This is a genomic window from Myceligenerans cantabricum, assembly GCF_054777735.1.
Genome location: NZ_BAAHAJ010000012.1, coordinates 32208 through 49805, shown reverse-complemented (window position 1 = coordinate 49805; position 17598 = coordinate 32208). Strand labels below are relative to the sequence as shown.

Below are 17598 nucleotides of genomic sequence, written 5' to 3'. Positions count from 1 at the left end.
GAGGTCCGCGGCATGACGATGATCACCGACTACCGCAAGGCGACCCGGCGCAACGAGCTGATCCTGGGTGGTGCCGTGGGGCTCGTCGTCGTGCTCGCCGTCATCGCCGTGACGTTCGCGGTCACCATGCGCGACGACCAGGACCCGCAGGCCGAGGAGACCGCGGACGCCCGGCGGCTCACCGAGGAGACCTGCGCGGCCGACCTGCGCCAGCCCACCTGGGTGCCGGACGGCGTGATGCGCGCCGTCGTCTCCTGCCCCGAGGACATCTCGAGCCGGCTGGACGACAGCACGTCGCCGGACCGGCTGGGCACCTGGATCGTCTACGACCTGCACGGCGCGCAGAACGAGGAGACCGTGCCCGGTGCCGCGCCCGGCTCGTGGCCCGAGGACGAGGTCGCGTCCGGCGCGATCCACCCGGCCACGACGATCACGTACGTCGCGTACCCGGGGTCGGAGGCGCTCACCGGCGAGCTGAGCGGCGACACGGTCGAGATCGAGTGGCTGGAGTTCCCCGAGGGCGGCGGCGATGCCCGTGTGACCCGCGTCGAGAACAACGGCTTCGGACCGGTGCGCGTCGAGTGGACGGACGAGGGCGGCTCGTACGTGCTCCTCACGGTCCTGGGCCGCACGCCCGAGGGCCGGTCCGGCGTCCCGGTCGACGACCTGCTGCAGATGGCAGGCAGTCTCGCCGGTTGAGGATCGTCGCTTCGCACAAAAAATCTCCCGATCAAGCCTGTACTGACAGAATTTTCTCCCGTAGCGTGGCGAGCATGACTGAGACGATCCTCTCTCCTTCCGGGGCGCTCCCCACCCTTCGCGAGCACCTCCTGGTCGACGGGTTCGACCTTGTCCTCGACCTCGAGAAGTCCCACGGCTCCACGCTCGTCGACGCGCGTGACGGCCGTGAGTGGACGGACCTGTTCACGTTCTTCGCGTCGTCGGCGCTGGGCATGAACCACCCCGCCCTGTCCGAGGACCCGGAGTTCCTCTCCGACCTGACCCGTGCCGCCCTCAACAAGCCCTCCAACTCCGACATCTACAGCGTCGAGATGGCGCGGTTCGTCGAGACCTTCGCGCGCGTCGTCGGCGACCCGGCGCTCCCGCACCTGTTCTTCGTCGACGGCGGAGCGCTGGCGGTCGAGAACGCCCTGAAGACCGCCTTCGACTGGAAGTCCCGGCACAACGAGGCCCACGGCCGCCCGGCCGGGCTCGGCACCAAGGTGCTGCACCTCGAGCACGCCTTCCACGGCAGGTCCGGCTACACGATGTCCCTCACGAACACCGAGCCGGGCAAGGTCGCCCGCTTCCCGAAGTTCGACTGGCCGCGCATCCCCTCGCCCTACCTCGCCGAGGGCAGGGACATGGACGCCGCCGAGGCCGGAGCGCTCGGCGCCGCCCGCGCCGCCTTCGAGGCCAACCCGCACGACATCGCCTGCTTCATCATGGAGCCCATCCAGGGCGAGGGCGGCGACCACCACTTCCGCACCTCGTTCCTGCGGGGCATGCAGGCCCTGTGCCGCGAGTTCGACGCCCTGTTCATCCTCGACGAGGTGCAGACCGGCGTCGGAATGACCGGCACCGCGTGGGCTTACCAGCAGCTCGACGTGCAGCCCGACGTCGTCGCGTTCGGCAAGAAGGCCCAGGTGTGCGGGATCATGGCCGGCGGCCGGGTCGACGACGTGCCGGACAACGTGTTCGCGGTCTCCAGCCGCATCAACTCCACCTGGGGCGGCAGCCTCACGGACATGGTGCGCTCGCGCCGCATCCTCGAGGTCGTCGAGTCCGACGGGCTCGTCGAGCGCGCCGCCCGGATGGGCGAGTCGCTGGTGACCAGGCTGCGGGAGCTGGCCCGCCGCCACCCGGACCTCGTGTCGGACGTCCGCGGCCGCGGCCTGATGTGTGCGCTGAGCCTGCCGTCGCGCGAGGTGCGCGACGCCGTGCTCGCGGCTGTCGCTGACGACGACGTCCTGCTCCTGGGGTGCGGCACCCGCTCGGTCCGCTTCCGCCCGGCACTCACGGTGGACGAGACGACCCTGGCCCGCGGCGTCGAGGTGCTGGACAAGGCACTGGCGGCGCAGCCGGTCTGAGGCCGGCCGACCGCTTGTCGGGGACGGGCGGACCCCAGAGCCGCCCGGCCCTGACAAGCCTCTCCGCCGCTCGCGGGCGGCGGGCGGCGGCAGGAAGCCCCGCACCGTCTCACGCGACGCCGTGCGGCGGAACTCGGGCCGGCCCCGCAGAGCGCCGGGATCAGGCGATGATGCGAGCCCCCGGCGCCGGGCCCGTGGCCGTCCAGACCGAGTCGACGACGCCCGCCGCCGTCCAGACCGCCGCGATCGCCAGGGCATGCCGGCGGGAGCGCGCCAGCGCCGCGACCGTCGGGCCCGATCCCGAGACCACGGCGCCGAGCGTCCCCGCGTCCCGCGCGATCTCCAGCACCCGGCCCAGCTCGGGACGCAGGTCAAGCGCGGCGGCCTGCAGGTCGTTGCGCAGGGCGGCGCCCAGCGCGGTGGGGTCGCCCGCCCGCAGGGCGGCCAGGAGCCCGGCGTCGTCCCCCGGGTCCGGGCCGCGGGCGACGTCACCGGGGTCACCGGGTTCCGCCGCCCCGCCGTTCCACCAGTCCTCCCCGGGAAGGTCGTGGCCCCCGTCCGGCATCGTGCGCGACAGCTCGTCGAAGCGGCCGAAGACCGACGGCGTGGACAGGCCCTCGGCCTGGACCGCGAACGCCCAGTGAAACTCGCCGCGGGTCAGGACCGGGGTGAGGATGTCGCCGCGGCCCGTACCGACCGCCGTGTGGCCGAGCAGCGAGAACGGCACGTCCGCGCCGAGCTGCGCGCCCAGCGCCGTCAGCTCCTGGCGGGACAGGCCCGCGTCCCAGAGCGCGTCGCAGGCCACGAGCGCGGCGGCCGCGTCCGCGGACCCGCCGGCCATCCCGCCCGCGACGGGCACACCCTTGGTGATGTGGAGCGACACGTCGGCGTCGAGCCCGGTGTGGTCCGCCACGGCGCGGGCCGCACGCCACGCGAGGTTGGTCTCGTCCCGGGGGACGGCGTCGGCCTGGGAGCCGCTCACCGTCAGCGAGATCCCCGACCCGGGCTGCACCTGGGTCGCCGTGACCTCCTCGAACAGGGCCACCGCCTGGAAGACCGTCGACAGGGGGTGGTACCCGTCGTCGCGCACGGCGCCCGACCGGAGCACGAGGTTCACCTTGCCGGGCGTCCGCACGGTCACCGCAGGTTCCGGCGCCGCGTGCAGGTGCCCGCTCACGTGAGGTGCTCCGCGATCCGGGCGAACTCCTCGACGGTGAGGGTCTCGCCGCGCGCACCCGGGTCCACGCCCGCCGCACGCAGGGCCGTCTCGGCCGCGACGCCCGAGCCCGCGAGGCCGCTCAGCGCCGCGCGCAAGGTCTTGCGGCGTTGCGCGAAGGCGGTGTCCACCACCCGGAACACGTCCTCGCGCCGCGCCGTGGTCGACGGCGGCTCCCGGCGCTCCAGCGCGACGAGGGCCGAGTCCACGTTCGGCACCGGCCAGAAGACGTTCCGGCTGATCGCGAGCGAGCGGCGGGCGTCCGCGTACCAGGCGGCCTTCACCGAGGGGATGCCGTAGACCTTGGACCCCGGCCGCGCCGCGATCCGGTCCGCGACCTCGGCCTGCACCATGACGAGCACGTGCTCCAAGGACGTGACGCGCTCCAGGAAGCTCAGGAGGATCGGGACCGCCACGTTGTACGGCAGGTTCGCGACGAGCGCCGTCGGCGGGTCGCCGGGCAGCTCGGTGACATCCATGGCGTCGGCGCGGACGACGTCGAGCACGGCGTCCGGGAAGTGCTCGCCCGCCGTGAGGGGAAGCTGCGCCGCGAGCACCGGGTCGATCTCGACGGCCACCACCGAGGCGCCCGCTTCCAGCAGGCCGAGGGTGAGGGATCCGAGCCCGGGGCCGATCTCCACGACCCGCTCCCCCGGGCCGAGACCCGCCGCGCGCACGATCTTGCGGACGGTCCCGCCGTCGTGCACGAAGTTCTGCCCGAGGGTCTTCGTCGGGCGGACACCAAGGCGCCCTGCCAGGTCGCGGATCTCCGCGGGCCCCAGCAGGGCGCCTTGACGTGTCTTCACGTGGCCGAGCCTAGTCGAGTCGGTACTCAGTACCAGCCGACGGACGAGGAGTGGCTCCAGGCAGCGCACGGGCTGCCGTAGCGGTCCGCGATGTACCCGAGGCCCCACGCGATCTGGGTGGCCGGGTTGCTCGCCCAGTCGGAGCCCGCGCTGACCATCTTCGACCCGGGGAGGGCCTGCGGGATGCCGTAGGCACCCGAAGACGGGTTCGACGCCGTGTGGCTCCAGTTGGACTCCTTGGTCCACAGCGCCTCGAGACAGGTCCACTCGGAGCCGGACCAGCCCTTCGCCGCGGCCATCTGCTGCCCGACCTGACGGTTGGAACCGGCCGGGACGGCCTTCGTCGTCACGCTCTGCTCGGACGTCGAGGACGACGAGGACGGCGAGCTCGGGGACGAGGACGACGTGTCGTCGCTCGTGGTCGCGGGCTCCACCGGCTCCTCGGGCTCCTCGACCGGGCGCGCCTTGGTGCCCTCGGCGACGACGCGGGTGACCGACTTGGTGGTCACCTCGTTCGACAGCAGCTCGCGGTCCACCACGACACCGTCGACGGTGGTCACCCGGTACCTCTTGGTGCGCTCACCGTCCTTGCCCGCGGTCCTGACCACGGGGTCGAGGTCCTCGAAGCGCGACGCGTCGGTCACGGTCCTCGAGTCGTGGTCGATGTCGATGGTCTTGGTGACCTTCTTGGTCTCGACGCGCTCCACCTGGAGGGCGACCTCGGCGTCGGACTTCTTCGTGGCCTTGACGACCTTGGCTTCCTCGACGACGTCGCCACCGTTCTCGGTCAGGTCGTCCACGGAGACGACGCTCACGCGGTCGTCCTCGTCGAGCTCGACGTCGAGGCGGTCGAGGATCGCCGCCACGCCGTCGCCGTTCCCGTCGACCACGCGGGTCGAACCGTCGGCGACGACCGCGACGGGTCCGTCGTCCTGCAGCCGGAGCGGGAACTCGGCCCGCTCTCCGCTGCGGGAGGCGACGAGCCGCACGTCGGAGCCACGCGAGGCGAGGGTGTCCAGCGCCTCTGCCGAGTCTGTGACGTTGAGCCAGACGTCGGACTCCTTGCCGTCGGCCGCGACCGTCACCTGACGGCCGTAGCGGACGACGACGTCGGAGCCGTCACGCAGGTTCGTGTCAAGAGCTGGTGCGACCTCGTCCTGGTCGTCGAGCCGGACGCCCTGGGCGGCGAGGAGTCCCTCGACGTCGCCGGCGAACGTGCTCACGGAAGTGGTCGTGCCGTCCACGTCGAGCGTGACGGTCTTGTGCGCCTTGGCGAACGCGACCGATCCTGACGCGGCGATCGCGGCGGCCGCGAGGCCTGCCACGATCGGCCAACGGCGACGGCGACCATGGGTTCTGGGGTTGCTGGGGAGGGCCGAGCCGGAGCTCAGTTCAGAAACGGTGTTCACTCGCGTCCAGTCTTCGGACTTCCCGGGCACGAACGGTGAGAACAGGCTGCCGCGCGTACGCGAGAGCCCTCCACGACAGCCGCAGCTACGGCCACTCGGGGCCTGCGGTCCACCCGCGGACCTCACGGGTGGGCGTCGGGGTCTCGACCGGCCGATCCGGCGGTCTGGACGCCGTCCCTGCTCCTGTGGGAGCGAGCCGGGGCCGGCGCCATCCTGCCAGTGGAGCGAACCGGACACATATACCCATCCGGTACGCCGCCGCAAGCGAGGACACTAGACCGTAACCGATCCGTTATCGCTATCCCTAATCGGAGAGGCTGTGTTTCCGGTCACGGCCCTGGATCGTGCGCGGCCCGTGCGTTCCCGTTGCGGCGGGGGAAGCTCTCCGTGCCTCAGAGCAGGAGGCCGGTCCCGAGCACCGTGCGCCCGGGAAGGGGCGCGCGACAGCGCCGTGGTGCGGCGGTCCGGTGGCCGCCTGCGCCGCGCTGCCGTTCTCGTCACCACGGACATCTACGACCATGCCCTGAGAGGGGTGCCGTCGAGCGCGCGCCGACTGCGCGGACCCCGCCCCGCCCGAGCGAGGCACCGGTGCGCGACCGCTCCCCCGCGGCGCCCGGGAGGACGCGGGACTCAGTACCAGCCGACGGACTCCGAGTGCGACCAGGCGGCGCACGGGCTGCCGTAGCGTCCCGAGATGTACTCCAGACCCCAGGCGATCTGGGTGGCGGGGTTGGTCTCCCAGTCCGAGCCGTGGGTGGCCATCTTCGACCCGGGCAGGGCCTGCGGGATGCCGTAGGCGCTCGACGACGGGTTGTCGGCGTTCCAGCGCCAGCCGGACTCGCGGTCCCAGAGCGCCTCGAGGCACGACCACTCCTCGCCGGTCCAGCCGCGCTCGGCCGCCATCGACTGACCGAGCGCCTTCGCCGCGCTGGGGTCGGCCTGCGCGGTCGCGATCTGCATGGTCCCGACGGCGACCACCTGGGTGACCGGCTCGCGCGTGACCGTGCGCTCCAGCACCGACTTCTCGACGACGGCACCGCCGAGCTCGGTGATGGCGTACTTGACCTGCGCCTCGCCCGCCACGCCGGCGGTCTGCACGATCTCCTCGCCCTCAAGGAGGTCCGGGGCCGCGATCGTCTTGGTCTCGAACGGGATCGTCTCCGTGACGGTGGTCTTCGACGACGCGTCCCGGTTGATCATGACGACCATCCCGTCCACGGCGGCGGCGCCGAGCGGGACCGACGACACGTCCTTGTCCTTCAGGACGATCCCCGCCTCGGCGAGCATGCCGCCGACGGTGGGCTGCGTGGACTTGACCGGCAGGGTCTCCCCGTCCACGGAGACGTGGACGGTCTTCATGGTCGAGATGCGGATGGGCTCGCGGCCGAGGGGGTCCGAGCGCGACGCCGAGGCCACCGCGCCCCGGCCGCGCTCGCCGATCAGCGCGAGCAGCTCGCCGACGTTGCCCGCTGTCGTGTCCATCGTGGTGGTCTGGCCGTCAATCTCGACGTCCACCGTACGCATGGAGCGCACCACGATCAGGGAGCCGTCCTTGGCGTCCGCGTCGACGGCCGGTGTGACGACGTCCGCGCGGCCCGGGGTGATGTGCTGGGACTTGAGGATCTCCGCGACCGAGGTGCCGTAGGCGTCCACGGTCTTCACCTCGCCGTTGTAGTCGATCGTCACGGTCTTGGCCTGCGCCGCGTAGGTGCCGGTGACAGCCACGAGGCTGCCGAGCACGGCGGTCTGGACACCGATGCGGACGGGCGCCTTCGCCAGCCACTCCGGCGGCCTGATGCTCAGCGGCTCCGCGGGTGCGGTGTGCGCCCCCCGGGAGCGGCGGGGACTCTCCGCCTGGCGCGGTGTCTCGGTCGACCGGGGACCACCGGCTTCGCCGGAGGAGCGCCTGGGGGACGCGGTGCGGGAGTCCGCGAAGCGCGCCGCGCCGAGCTCTCGCCGCGATCTCACGGTCGTATGGTCTGCCACGAACACAAGACGGTAACGGAACGCAGGCCGTCTGGAAAGCCCGCGGAGGGAGACTTGTCCCCCTGTCACCAATTGCCGTAGACGGCCTCCGAGTTGGCACTGATCGCCGAGCAGAGTTCCTCCAGGTCAGCCCCAAGAAACTCGGCCATGGAACGCGCCGTGTGCGCTGCCGCGAACGGAGCGTTCGGCTGGCCTCGAAACGGGTGCGGAGTGAGGTACGGGGCGTCGGTCTCCAGCAGCACGAGCTCACGAGGGGCCACGGCCAGCGCCGTGCGGAGACCGTCGTTCGGCCGGAAGGTGACCGGCCCGGCGAACGAGAGGTACCAGCCGTGCTCGGAGCAGGTCCGGGCCATCTCGGCGTCGCCCGAGAAGCAGTGGAAGACCGTGCGCTCGGGGGCCCCGTCGGCCAGCAGGACCTCGATGACCTGTGCGTGCGCGTCGCGGTCGTGGATCTGCAGGGCCAGCCCCAGCTCCTTCGCCAGCGCGATGTGCGCCCGGAACGACGCGCGCTGCACCTCCTCGCCGCGGGGCCCGGTGCGGAACAGGTCCATCCCCGTCTCGCCGACCGCGCGGATCCGCTCGTTCCCCCGGGCAAGGTCCGCGATCTCGGCGATCGCGTCGTCGAGCGACACCGCGTGCCGCGCCTCGGGCTGGGGCACCAGCCCGTCGGGCCCGGTCTCGTCGACACCGCCGTGCAGCGTCGCCTCGTTCGGATGAATCGCCACGGCCCCGAGCACCCTGACCACATCCGCCCCGAGCCGGGGGGCGGAGCTCGGAGCGGAGCCGGGGGGCGCGAGGAGGGTGGCCGTCCAGCGGGCCGAGTCGAGGTCGCAGCCGACCTGGACCACCCGGTCCACGCCCGCGGCCGCCGCGCGAGCGAGGTGTTCGGCCGGAGCCGGCGCGCGCACGCCGTCCGGCAGCACCGCGCCGATGTGGTCCAGGTGCGTGTGGTTGTCGACGACGGGCACGGGCAGCGGCTCGGGATCCTCCGGGAATCCCCGGTCACGCTTGCGGGCCATGGTTCTCCTCGCTCTGCGGTGTCGCGGGGCCGGAGGCCCGCGACACCGGACGGTCAGCTCGCGTCCGCGCCGCCGAAACGCTCGACGAACCCGGCCAGGTCGTCGTCGGACACCTTGGCGAACAGGACCGGCGGGACCGTCACGCCGACGCCGGCGGGCACCGCGTCCAGGGCGCGCGCGGACTCCGGGGCCACCCAGGTGGCGTCGTCGTCCATCGCGAACACGTTGCGCAGCGTCGCCGCGGTGGCGGGGATGAACGGCTCGGAGACGACCGCGTAGAGCCGGATCAGGTTCATCGCGGTGCGCAACGACAGCGCGGCGGCCTCCGGGTCGGTCTTGACCTGCTTCCAGGGCTCCTTCTCGACCAGGTAGGCGTTGCCGGCCGACCACAGGGCACGCAGCGCGGAGGCCGCCTTGCGGTACTCGAGCGCCTCCATGTGCTCCTCGAGCTCCGCGAGCAGCCGGGACACCTCGGCGCCCAGCCCGTCCTCCGCCTCGCCCGGCGTCCCGCCCGCCGGCACCGTGTCGCCGAACTTCTTGGCGGAGAACGTCAGCACGCGGTTGACGAAGTTGCCGAGGGTGTCGGCCAGGTCCTTGTTCACCGTGGAGGCGAAGTGCTCCCAGGTGAACGAGGAGTCGTCCGACTCCGGCGCGTTGGCGACCAGGAAGTACCGCCAGTAGTCGCTGGGCAGGATCTCCAGGGCGGCGTCGGTGAAGACGCCGCGCTGCTGCGAGGTGGAGAACTTCCCGCCGTAGTACGTCAGCCAGGAGAAGCCCTTGACGAAGTCGGTCATGGTCCACGGCTCGCGGACGCCGAGCTGCGTCGCGGGGAACATCACCGTGTGGAACGGGACGTTGTCCTTGGCCATGAACTGCGTGTAGCGGACGTCGCCGGCCTCGTACCACCACGACCTCCAGTCGCGCGCCTCGCCCTCGGGAGCGGCGTCGGACCACTCCTTGGTGGCACCGATGTACTCGATCGGGGCGTCGAACCAGACGTAGAAGACCTTGCCCTCGGCCGCCAGCTCGGGCCAGGTGTCCGCGGGTACGGGCACGCCCCACTCCAGGTCGCGGGTGATCGCGCGGTCCTGCAGGCCCTCGGCGAGCCACTTGCGGGCGATCGACGTCGACAGCAGCGGCCACTCCTTGCTGTTCCCGTCGAGCCAGGCCTCGACCTCGCCCTGCAGCTTCGACTGCAGGAGGAAGAGGTGCGTGGTCTCGCGGATCTCGAGGTCGGTGGAGCCGCTGATCGCCGAGCGCGGCTCGATCAGGTCGGTCGGGTCGAGCACGCGCGTGCAGTTCTCGCACTGGTCGCCGCGCGCCCTGTCGTAGCCGCAGTGGGGGCAGGTGCCCTCGACGTAGCGGTCCGGCAGGAACCGGCCGTCCTGCGGGGAGTACACCTGACGGATGGCGCGCTCCTCGATGAACCCGTTCTCGTGCAGCTTGCGGGCGAAGTGCTGCGTGATCTCCGCGTTCTGCTCGGACGAGCTGCGGCCGAAGTAGTCGAACCGCAGGCTGAAGCCCTCGTAGATCGCCTTCTGTGTCTCGTGCGCCTGCGCGCAGAACTCCGCGACCGGCGTGTTCGCCTTCGCCGCGGCCAGCTCGGCGGGCGTGCCGTGCTCGTCGGTGGCGCAGATGTACAGGACGTCGTGACCGCGCTGGCGGAGGTACCTGGCGTACACGTCCGCCGGGAGCATCGAGCCGACCATGTTCCCCAGATGCTTGACGCCGTTGATGTACGGAAGCGCACTGGTCACAAGGTGGCGAGCCATCGCTGGATGCTCCATTTCATAGGGTCGGACGGCCAGAAAAGGCCTCGCCCAATCCTATGGCCTGCGTCGCGCCAGAGCTCACACCGGTCAGATGAACGACCACCGTGTCCGGACCCGGAGCTCCGCGAAGTGGGACTCCCACTCCTGGCGGCACTCCTGCGGCAGGTTGAGCACGGGCCACATGCGGATCAGGACCTCCTTGTTCAGGAGCTCCCGCTGGTCTCGCACGGTGCCGTCGCGCACGGTGACGGAGTACAGGTCCCAGAGCTGGGACTCGTCGTCGACGTCGAACGACAGGTATCGGGTGCCGGTGATGTGCGAGCCGGCCTTGACGGTGCCTGACACCGGCCCGGCGAGCTCGTCCAACGAGCCGGGCCGCACATAGGGCGACTGGTAGGAGAAGCCCGCTGAGGCGAGGGAGTATCCGGGGTGACCGTCCATGCGTCGACATTAAGACCGAGATGGCACGAAGCATACGTCTGGCTGTGATATAACCTGCTACTCCACCTCATCGCGCCTGGAGCGCCGCCGCGTAGAGGTCACGCTTGGGCAGTCCTGCCGCCTCCGCGACCTCGGCGACCACCGTCTTCAGCCGCTCGCCGCCCGCCACCCGGTCGAGGACCTCTCCGACGACGTCGTCCACGCTCGCGGGCGGCGCGGGCGGGGCACCGGCGACCACCACGCAGATCTCCCCGCGCAGCCGTCCGTCGGCGGCCCGGGCGGCGAGCTCCCCGAGGCCGCCCCGCAGCACCTCCTCGTACGTCTTGGTGAGCTCCCGGCAGACCGCTCCCGGACGGTCCGCACCGAACGCCCGAGCCATCGCACCGAGCGTGTCGGCGATCCGGTGCGGCGCCTCGAAGAAGACCATGGTGCGCGGCTCGGCCGCGAGCGCCGCGAGGGTCCGGTCCCGCTCGCCGGGCTTGCGGGGCGGGAAGCCCTCGAAGGTGAAGCGGTCCGTCGGCAGGCCGGACAGCGCGAGCGCGGTCAGGACCGCGGACGGGCCGGGGGCCGCGGTGACGCGCAGTCCGCGTTCGATGGCACGGGCGACCACCCGGTAGCCCGGGTCGCTGACGGAGGGCATGCCGGCGTCGGTCACGACGGCGACGGTGCCGCCGGACTCGACGGTGTCGAGCAGGTCGTCGGCACGGGCGGTCTCGTTGTGCTCGTGGTAGCTCACGACGCGGCCGCCGATCGTGGCCCCGACCCGGGCGGCGAGGGCGTGCAGGCGGCGGGTGTCCTCGGCGGCGACGACGTCGGCGTCGGCGAGCAGGCGCAGCAGGTGGCCGGAGGCGTCGTCGGCGTTGCCGATCGGGGTGGCGGCGAGGACGAGCGCGCCGCCGCCGGACGGCGTTCCCGCTGGACCTGTCGAAGTTGTCACGGTTCCCACGATCCCACGCCCTATGCTGTCCCGGTGCCTCAGCACGACGAGAACATGGCCGCCGGCGCCATGCACCACGACACCGCTCCCGAGGTGGCGACGGAGGTTGCGCTCGCCCCGGCGCCGGTCGGCGACGACCGGCCCGCCCGGGAGCGCCTCCTGACCACGCTCCTCGGTGCCCGGCGCATGCGCCTGGACACGACGTTCCGGGTGCGGTTCTGGGGGTGGGCCGGCACGGTGGCGGTCGTGCTCGTGGCCGCGGTCGCGCGGCTGTGGGACCTGGGGCGTCCGGCACGGCTGGTGTTCGACGAGACGTACTACGTCAAGGAGGGCTGGTCGCTCGCGAGCCTCGGCTACGAGGCGTCCTGGCCGGAGGAGCCGAACCCGGCGTTCGAGGCGGGCGACGTCAGCTCCTACCTGACGGACAAGGCCGAGTACGTGGTCCATCCGCCGATCGGCAAGTGGATGATCGCGCTGGGGATGCGGCTGGCGGGCGGCGCCGACGCGTCGTGGCAGTGGCGGGTCGCGAGCGCGGTGGTCGGCATCCTGGCGGTGCTGCTGCTGGTGCGGATCGCCCGCCGGCTGTTCGCGTCGACGGCGCTCGGGGTGCTGGCGGGGCTGCTGTTCGCCGTCGACGGCGAGGCGATCGTGCATTCCCGCACGGGGCTGCTGGACCAGTTCCTCATGTTCTGGGTGCTGGTGGCGTTCGGCTGCCTGGTGCTGGACCGGGAGTGGGGGCGACGGCGGCTCGCCGAGCGGGTGGCTCATCTCGTGGACGCGGGCAGCGAGGTCGGGCTGTACGGGCCGCGGATCGGGTTCCGCTGGTGGCGGCTCGCGGCCGCGGTGTCGCTGGGCCTGGCGTGCGGGGTGAAGTGGTCGGGGCTGTGGTTCGTCGTGGCGTTCGCGCTGCTCATCATCTTCTGGGACCTGGGGGCGCGGCGCGCCGCCGGGATCCGCCGGTGGTGGGAGGACGCCTTCCTGGCCGACGTGCTCCCGACGGCGCTGATCATGCTGCCCACCATCGTGGTCGTGTACGTCGCGTCGTGGACGGGCTGGTTCGTGAACCGGATGTCGTACATGCGCGACTGGGCGGAGTCGAACGGGCACGCGGCGCCGGGCTGGTGGCCGGGCTGGGCGGACGGGGTCTGGCAGTCGGGGCGGTCGCTGTGGCAGTACCACCGCCAGATGTGGGACTTCCACACATCGCTCGACTCCGACCACAACTACGCGGCGCACCCGCTGGGGTGGATCGTGCAGTCACGGCCGACGTCGTTCTTCTGGGAGAGGTTCTCCCCCGGTCAGGGGCCGTGCCCGGCGGACGCGGCGCACGACTGCGCGACCGCGGTGACCTCGCTCGGCAACCCGATCATCTGGTGGCTGGGGGCGGTGGCCCTGCTCGTGTCGCTGGTGCTGGCGATCATGCAGCGGGACTGGCGGGCGTCCGGCCCGCTGGCAGCCGTCGCGGCGGGCTGGCTGCCGTGGTTCCTGTACTCGTGGCCGGTCGCGGAGGCGCTCGGCGGGGTGTCCCGGACGATCTTCACGTTCTACACGATCGTGTTCGCCCCGTTCCTGATGCTCGTGATCGTGCACGTGGTGGCGGTGCTGCTGGACATGACGCACGACGACCGGCCCGCGCGGCGGGCCATCGGCTGGGTGACGGGCGTGGTGACGGCAGTGATCGTGGGCGTGAGCGTGCTCTTCTACCCGATCTGGACGGCGATGCCGGTCCCGTACGACTACTGGCACAGCCTGATGTGGCTGCCGAGCTGGATCTGACGCCTGGCGGTTCGTCGACCGGGGCTACCGCACCGGGTCCCTGCGGTGGCAGGCTAGGTGCATGGACGACATACGGCCTCAGACCAGCCGCTTCGTGACGAGTCGCCCCAGGCGGGCCCTCGTCGTGGTGGACGTGCAGCCCACCTTCTGCGAGGGCGGCGAGCTCGGCGTCGAGGGCGGGAACGCGGTCGCGGAGCGGGTGGCCGCCTACGCCAGGCAGCATCGCGACCGGTACGACGCGATCATCACCACCCAGGACTGGCACATCGACCCGGGTGAGCACTTCAGCGAGACTCCCGACTACGTCGGCTCGTGGCCCCCGCACGGGATCGCGAACACGCCGAACGCGGAGCTGCACCCCGCTCTGACCGGCGTCGACGCGGACGCGCACGTGAAGAAGGGCCAGTACGACCACGGGTACTCCGGGTTCGACGGCGCCGACGACGAGGGGCGCTCCCTCGAGGCCATCCTCACCGAGGCGGGCGTCGGCGCGATCGACCTGGTGGGCCTGGCCGAGTCGCACTGTGTGAAGCACACCGCGCTCGACGCGCGCCTCGCGGGCCTCGCGACCCGCGTGATCACCGACCTGACCGCGCCGGTCTCGCCCGGACAGGGCGAGCAGGCGCGCGCGGAGATGCGGGCCGCGGGGGTCCAGCTGCTGCAGACCGGCGATTTGTAAAGACACTTTCAGTATTCGCCGCTATGCTCGCCGCCCATGACGGCCAACGACGTCGCCGCGGCGATCATCCCAGCCCCTGTCCGCATCGAGCCGGGTCCGGGGGTGGTGGACCTACGGCGCGTGCGCGTCGCCGTGCCCCACGACGTCCCCGGTGCCGGCCGCACCGCCACCGGCCTCGCCGAGCTCGCCGCCGAGCTGCTCGGGCCCGCGGGTGTCACGGTCGTGGAGACCCCGCAGGACGGTCCGTCCGACGGCACGCCGGTGGAGCTGCGCGTCGACGCCGACGCCGGCCCCGGGCCGTCGTCGCACCCCGAGCGGTACACGCTGACCGTGGCCGCGGACGGCGTGGTCGTGGCCGCCCCCGAGCGGTCCGGGCTGCTCCACGGTCTGCGGACGCTGGGCCAGCTCGCCGGCGCGGCGCAGGCGGCGGGACGGCCGGGCGAGGTGGCCGCCGCCGTCGTGCACGACGAGCCGCGGTACGGGTGGCGCGGACTGTCCCTCGACATCGCACGGCACTTCTTCGAGCCCGCGGACCTGCGGGCCGTCGTCGACCTGCTGGGGCGGTACAAGCTGAACCGCCTCGGCCTGCACCTCACCGACGACCAGGGCTGGCGCCTGGACATCCCCTCGCGGCCCGACCTCGTGACGCACTCGTCGAAGTCCGCCGTGAACGGTGACCCCGGCGGGTACCTCACCGTGGACGACTACGCGGAGCTGCAGGAGTACGCGGCCGCGCGCGAGATCGTCGTCGTCCCCGAGATCGACCTGCCGGGGCACATCAACGCCGCGACGCACGCCTACGGCGAGCTGACCCCGGACGGGCGGCCGACCGACGCGTACGAGGGCATCGAGGTCGGGTTCTCCCGGCTGTACCTCGACCTGCCCGCCACCGAACCGTTCCTGCGGGACGTGCTGGGCGACGTCGCGCGGATGACCCGCGGCGCGTGGCTGCACTTCGGCGGCGACGAGGTGCACCGGATGCCGGCCGAGGAGTACGCCGGGTTCGTGGCGCTGTGCCAGGAGATCGTCACGGCGTCGGGCAAGACGCCGGCCGCCTGGCAGGAGGCCGCCGGAGCGAGGCACGGCGACGCGGAGTCCGCCGCGGCCGCGATGGCGACGGTCGGGAGCACGGCCGGGGGCGGCGCGACCGCGGGCGGCACGCCCGGTCCGACGACGGACGCCGGCTCCACCACCGCCACGGCCGTCATGCCCGACGACGACGCGGACTCGCCCGTGCGGCCCGGGACCGTGCTGCACTACTGGGACTCGCGCGCCGACGCGGGCGTGTTCCGGAAGGCCGCCGCGGCGGGCGGCCGGTTCGTCATGGCCCCGGCCGAGCACACCTACCTGGACATGAAGTACACGCCCGAGCACCCGCTGGGCCTGCAGTGGGCCGGGTTCGTGGAGCTGCGCGACTCGTACGAGTGGGACCCGGGCACCGTCATCGACGGGCTGCCGGCCGACGCGATCGAGGGCGTGTCCGCGTGCGTGTGGACAGAGACCCTGGTGACCCGCGACGACCTGTTCTCCATGCTCCTGCCCCGCCTCACGGCCGTGGCCGAGGCTGCCTGGACGCCGCAGGACGGCCGCGACTGGGAGGCGTACCGGGCACGGGTCGCCGTCGAGGCGGCCTCCTGGCGCCGCGACGGCGCGGCGTACCACCCGACCCCGCAGGTGGACTGGTAGGCGGCGCGCGGTCCGGCTAGTCCGTCGTGATCAGGAGCGGTGCCGTCGGCTCCGCCGGGGGGATCCCTCCGGCGGCCGGGCCCGTCCAGCCCGTCCTGGCGCCCGCCGGGATGTCGGTGGCGACGTCGTCCCACACGCCGTTCATCGTGGTCTCGCCGCTCGCCGGGCCTGCCGCGGTGAACACCGTGGCGACCTCCGGGCGCGGCCGCAGCGTCGCCCGGTCCGTGACCGAGGCCGCCGTCGACTGGTGCACCACGACCATGGCCTGCGGCAGCCGCCGCTCGGACACGATCCCGGCGACGCGGTCCACGGCACCCTGCAGCTCCGTGACGGTGACCTGCCCGTCGATCGCCGCGCCGTTGCCCGCCCTGCGGAACTCGGGGTGCAGCGCGAGGCCGACCCCCGGCTTCCCGAGCAGCGGCTCCAGCGGGGCGATCTGGTCCCCGAGCGGCCGGTTGCCCGGCGCGACGTCGAGCAGCACCACGACCCCGGCCTGGCGCAGGCCCTCCACCGCGGCCGTGAGGTCCTCGATCGGCTGCGGGTCCACGTAGTCGCCGTCGTCCCCCGGGCTCCCGGACTTGACGCTCGCGACGACCGAGACGACCGGCACACCGCCGTAGCCGTCCGCGGTCGCGCGGGCGTCGGCGGCCGCCTCGGCGGTCACGGCAGGATCGGCGCCGGCGGGCACCGTGAACGACGTCGCGACGTAGGTCTCCCCGGCCAGACGCTGCGTGCCGTGCGGGTAGGTGATCTGCTGCCGCGCGGCGCCGACCTGCCAGGCGAGGTGGTCGTCGTCGGTGAACCCGGGGCCGATGGCGACGACACCGAGCGGGTCGGCGGTCGCGATCCGGCTGATCACCGCTTTCTGCGCACCAGGATCACCACCGGGCACGACGAGCGGGACCGCGCCCGCCGCGCGCGCGGTGCCGATGGCTGCCTCCTGGCCGGCCGCCGGGTCGATCAGGAGCATGACCTCGGAGAGCTGGTCCGGCTCCTCCACGTCGGGGACGCTCTCCCGCAGGGTGCGCAGCCTGGTGGCGTCGATCATCCCGGCCTCGGGGACCCGGGCCTCGGTGCCGGCCGACCGGTCGGCGGAATGCTCCACGCTCGCCCCGACGGACGCCCCCTTCCCGCCCGGCTGCACGGCCTCCTCGGCCGCCTCGCTCACCGCGTCCGGGTCGAAGCGCACGACGTCCACGTCACCGGCCAGGCCGGCGACGTCGGCGACGTCCTCCTCGTCGCCGACGACGACGATCGACTCGGTGCCCAGCCGCTCGAGCTCCTTGCGCAGGCCGGCGTCGTCGATCACGCCGTCGTCGAGCAGCACGGGTGCGGCGAGCGCCTCGCCGGTCGCGCCGGCGGTCAGGCGGTCGCGCGGGTCGTCGACGTCGGCGATCACGGTCACGGGCGAGCGGTCGAAGAGGGCCTGGCTGGCATGGAGGGCGAGCTCGGCGGGGTTGTCCGAGACGAGCGTGAGGACGCCGTCCTCGGGCGCGCGCACCGCGGGCGGGGTCTCGTCCGCCGCGGCGTCGTCACCTTCCGCAGCGGGAACGGAGCAACCGGCGAGCGTGGTCGCTGCCAGACCGGTGACCAGGGCGGAGACCGCGACGCGAGCAATGACGAATCGGGCGTTCCGGAGATCCACGCGTCACATCCTCGCGTACTCCACGCGGGGGTGATCCCCGGTGACGTGAATGGTGAGTGAAAGTTCGCTCGCAGGTCCCGGCGCCCAGCGTGAACGGCACGATGTGCGGCGGCTCCTCGCCCCACCAGCCCACCGG

Annotated in this window: 14 protein-coding genes; 5 read left to right on the top strand and 9 right to left on the bottom strand. The window is 72.7% G+C overall.

The annotated features are described in order from the left end of the window. Positions 1–12: 12 nt before the first annotated feature. Positions 13–699, top strand: a complete 687-nt coding sequence (locus ACYU96_RS16780) for a hypothetical protein (RefSeq protein WP_460756025.1) — start codon at positions 13–15, stop codon at positions 697–699. Positions 700–773: 74 nt separating this feature from the next. Next, a complete protein-coding gene (gene lat, locus ACYU96_RS16775; protein WP_460756024.1) occupies positions 774–2090 on the top strand; it encodes an L-lysine 6-transaminase in 1317 nt (438 codons plus the stop codon). Positions 2091–2250: 160 nt separating this feature from the next. On the opposite strand, the gene ACYU96_RS16770 is transcribed toward lat, so the two are convergent. The 8 genes from ACYU96_RS16770 to rsmI all read right to left on the bottom strand — a co-directional run bounded on the left by ACYU96_RS16770 (position 2251) and on the right by rsmI (position 11676). Next, positions 2251–3267, bottom strand: a complete 1017-nt coding sequence (locus ACYU96_RS16770) for a 4-(cytidine 5'-diphospho)-2-C-methyl-D-erythritol kinase (protein WP_460756022.1) — start codon at positions 3265–3267, stop codon at positions 2251–2253. Continuing rightward, the gene (gene rsmA, locus ACYU96_RS16765; protein ID WP_460756018.1) at positions 3264–4112 is read right to left on the bottom strand and encodes a 16S rRNA (adenine(1518)-N(6)/adenine(1519)-N(6))-dimethyltransferase RsmA; all 849 of its coding nucleotides are present in this window, start codon (positions 4110–4112) and stop codon (positions 3264–3266) included. The genes ACYU96_RS16770 and rsmA overlap by 4 nt, the downstream gene beginning before the upstream one ends. A gap of 26 nt (positions 4113–4138) precedes the next feature. After that, positions 4139–5437: an aggregation-promoting factor C-terminal-like domain-containing protein gene (locus ACYU96_RS16760; protein ID WP_460756015.1), complete on the bottom strand. Its 1299-nt coding sequence runs from the start codon at positions 5435–5437 to the stop codon at positions 4139–4141. 714 nt (positions 5438–6151) lie between these two features. Further along, positions 6152–7489 (bottom strand): aggregation-promoting factor C-terminal-like domain-containing protein, encoded by a 1338-nt coding sequence (locus ACYU96_RS16755; protein ID WP_460756012.1) that lies wholly within the window; start codon positions 7487–7489, stop codon positions 6152–6154. A gap of 83 nt (positions 7490–7572) precedes the next feature. Then, positions 7573–8526: a TatD family hydrolase gene (locus ACYU96_RS16750; protein ID WP_460756009.1), complete on the bottom strand. Its 954-nt coding sequence runs from the start codon at positions 8524–8526 to the stop codon at positions 7573–7575. 53 nt (positions 8527–8579) lie between these two features. Then, positions 8580–10298: a methionine--tRNA ligase gene (gene metG, locus ACYU96_RS16745; RefSeq protein WP_460756007.1), complete on the bottom strand. Its 1719-nt coding sequence runs from the start codon at positions 10296–10298 to the stop codon at positions 8580–8582. A gap of 87 nt (positions 10299–10385) precedes the next feature. Beyond that, positions 10386–10739, bottom strand: a complete 354-nt coding sequence (locus tag ACYU96_RS16740) for a hypothetical protein (RefSeq protein WP_460756004.1) — start codon at positions 10737–10739, stop codon at positions 10386–10388. Between the two features lie 67 nt (positions 10740–10806). Next, entirely contained in the window at positions 10807–11676 is an 870-nt protein-coding gene (gene rsmI / locus ACYU96_RS16735; protein ID WP_460756001.1) for a 16S rRNA (cytidine(1402)-2'-O)-methyltransferase, read from the bottom strand. A 33-nt stretch (positions 11677–11709) separates the two neighbouring features. Here rsmI and ACYU96_RS16730 point away from each other — a divergent pair, with 33 nt between their 5' ends. The 3 genes from ACYU96_RS16730 (at position 11710) to ACYU96_RS16720 (ending at position 15817) form a co-directional block, all read left to right on the top strand. Further along, positions 11710–13452, top strand: a complete 1743-nt coding sequence (locus ACYU96_RS16730; RefSeq protein ID WP_460755998.1) for a dolichyl-phosphate-mannose--protein mannosyltransferase — start codon at positions 11710–11712, stop codon at positions 13450–13452. A 61-nt stretch (positions 13453–13513) separates the two neighbouring features. Next, positions 13514–14131, top strand: coding sequence for an isochorismatase family protein (locus ACYU96_RS16725; RefSeq protein ID WP_460755996.1), 618 nt, complete (start codon positions 13514–13516; stop codon positions 14129–14131). A gap of 36 nt (positions 14132–14167) precedes the next feature. After that, a complete protein-coding gene (locus tag ACYU96_RS16720; RefSeq protein ID WP_460755993.1) occupies positions 14168–15817 on the top strand; it encodes a family 20 glycosylhydrolase in 1650 nt (549 codons plus the stop codon). A gap of 16 nt (positions 15818–15833) precedes the next feature. Here ACYU96_RS16720 and ACYU96_RS16715 read toward each other — a convergent pair whose 3' ends face one another. After that, on the bottom strand, positions 15834–17462 hold the full coding sequence (locus ACYU96_RS16715; protein ID WP_460755990.1) for a hypothetical protein: 1629 nt from the start codon (positions 17460–17462) through the stop codon (positions 15834–15836). Positions 17463–17598: the final 136 nt, after the last annotated feature.

Coding starts and splice junctions, on each gene's coding strand:
- ACYU96_RS16780 (WP_460756025.1), top strand. CDS start 13: ATGACGATGATCACCGACTACCGCAAGGCGACCCGGCGCAACGAGCTG.
- lat (WP_460756024.1), top strand. CDS start 774: ATGACTGAGACGATCCTCTCTCCTTCCGGGGCGCTCCCCACCCTTCGC.
- ACYU96_RS16750 (WP_460756009.1), bottom strand. CDS start 8,526: ATGGCCCGCAAGCGTGACCGGGGATTCCCGGAGGATCCCGAGCCGCTG.
- metG (WP_460756007.1), bottom strand. CDS start 10,298: ATGGCTCGCCACCTTGTGACCAGTGCGCTTCCGTACATCAACGGCGTC.
- ACYU96_RS16740 (WP_460756004.1), bottom strand. CDS start 10,739: ATGGACGGTCACCCCGGATACTCCCTCGCCTCAGCGGGCTTCTCCTAC.
- ACYU96_RS16725 (WP_460755996.1), top strand. CDS start 13,514: ATGGACGACATACGGCCTCAGACCAGCCGCTTCGTGACGAGTCGCCCC.
- ACYU96_RS16720 (WP_460755993.1), top strand. CDS start 14,168: ATGACGGCCAACGACGTCGCCGCGGCGATCATCCCAGCCCCTGTCCGC.